General features: G+C 73.4%; 2 protein-coding genes. One reads left to right on the forward strand and one right to left on the reverse strand.

Translation table 11 applies throughout. The annotated features are described in order from the left end of the window. Positions 1-66: 66 nt before the first annotated feature. Entirely contained in the window at positions 67-516 is a 450-nt protein-coding gene (locus E1258_RS32845) for a metallopeptidase family protein (RefSeq protein WP_007074726.1), read from the reverse strand. 177 nt (positions 517-693) lie between these two features. Here E1258_RS32845 and E1258_RS32850 point away from each other — a divergent pair. Then, positions 694-940 (forward strand): DUF3499 domain-containing protein (locus E1258_RS32850; protein WP_132407888.1); only part of this gene is annotated, 247 nt, incomplete at its 3' end.

Below are 940 nucleotides of genomic sequence, written 5' to 3' on the forward strand. Positions count from 1 at the left end.
GGCGGGGGTGCGCGGCGGCGACACCCGAGGGCGGTGCGGTGGCTCTGCCCCGGGGCGCGGCGAGGACTACGCCAGCTCGTCCGGGTCGACGCCGAGCAGGTTCGCCACCTGCTCGATGATCACGTCGTGCACCAGGTCGGCCAGGTCCTCCCGGTCCATGGCCCGGAACTCCAGCGGCCGGCGGTAGAGCACGATGCGCGGCGGGACCTCCTGCCGGCCGGGGCGCCCCGGCAACAGCCGGGCGAGCGGCACCTCACCGTCCTCCAGCACGTCGGAGTCGTACACGTTCAGGTCCGGCGGGACGTCTTCCACCGCGAACTCGACGCCCGCCAGTTCCTTGGCGAACCGCCGTTCGAGGGTTTCCACCGTGTCGAGCACGAGATCGTCGAAGACCTCGGCCTTCGTCCGGGCCAACGGCACGGTCGCCGGCACCAGCCGCCCGCGCAGTCCCCGCCCGTGCCGGTCACGGTGGGCACGCCGGCCGGAGCCGGGGCGGCGGCGTTCCGGACTGGTCATGACGCAAAGAGTAGCCCGCCGGGCCGCCCGGTCCGTGGCTGTGCCGCTCCTGCGGCGCGCCGGCCCGTGGCCGGTCACCGCCCGCTGCGTCGGATGTTGCGAATTGTGATCTCGATGACGGGCGTGTCGCAACGCGAACCGGTGCGCCGGACCCGGTAATGGGGATACCCTCCCGCCGTGAGGTCAACACGGCGCTGCTCCCGGAACGGCTGCCCCCGGCAAGCGGTCGCCACATTGACCTATGTCTACAACGAGTCGACAGCCGTGGTCGGGCCGCTCGCGGCCTTCGCCGAGCCCCACACGTACGACCTCTGCGAGCCGCACGCGCGCAGCCTCACCGCCCCCCGGGGCTGGAACGTGGTCCGCCACGAGGGCGAGTTCGAGCCCCCGCCGCCCACCACCGACGACCTGGTCGCCCTTGCCG

The sequence above is a fragment of the Micromonospora sp. KC207 genome, assembly GCF_004348615.1.
Taxonomy (GTDB): domain Bacteria; phylum Actinomycetota; class Actinomycetes; order Mycobacteriales; family Micromonosporaceae; genus Micromonospora.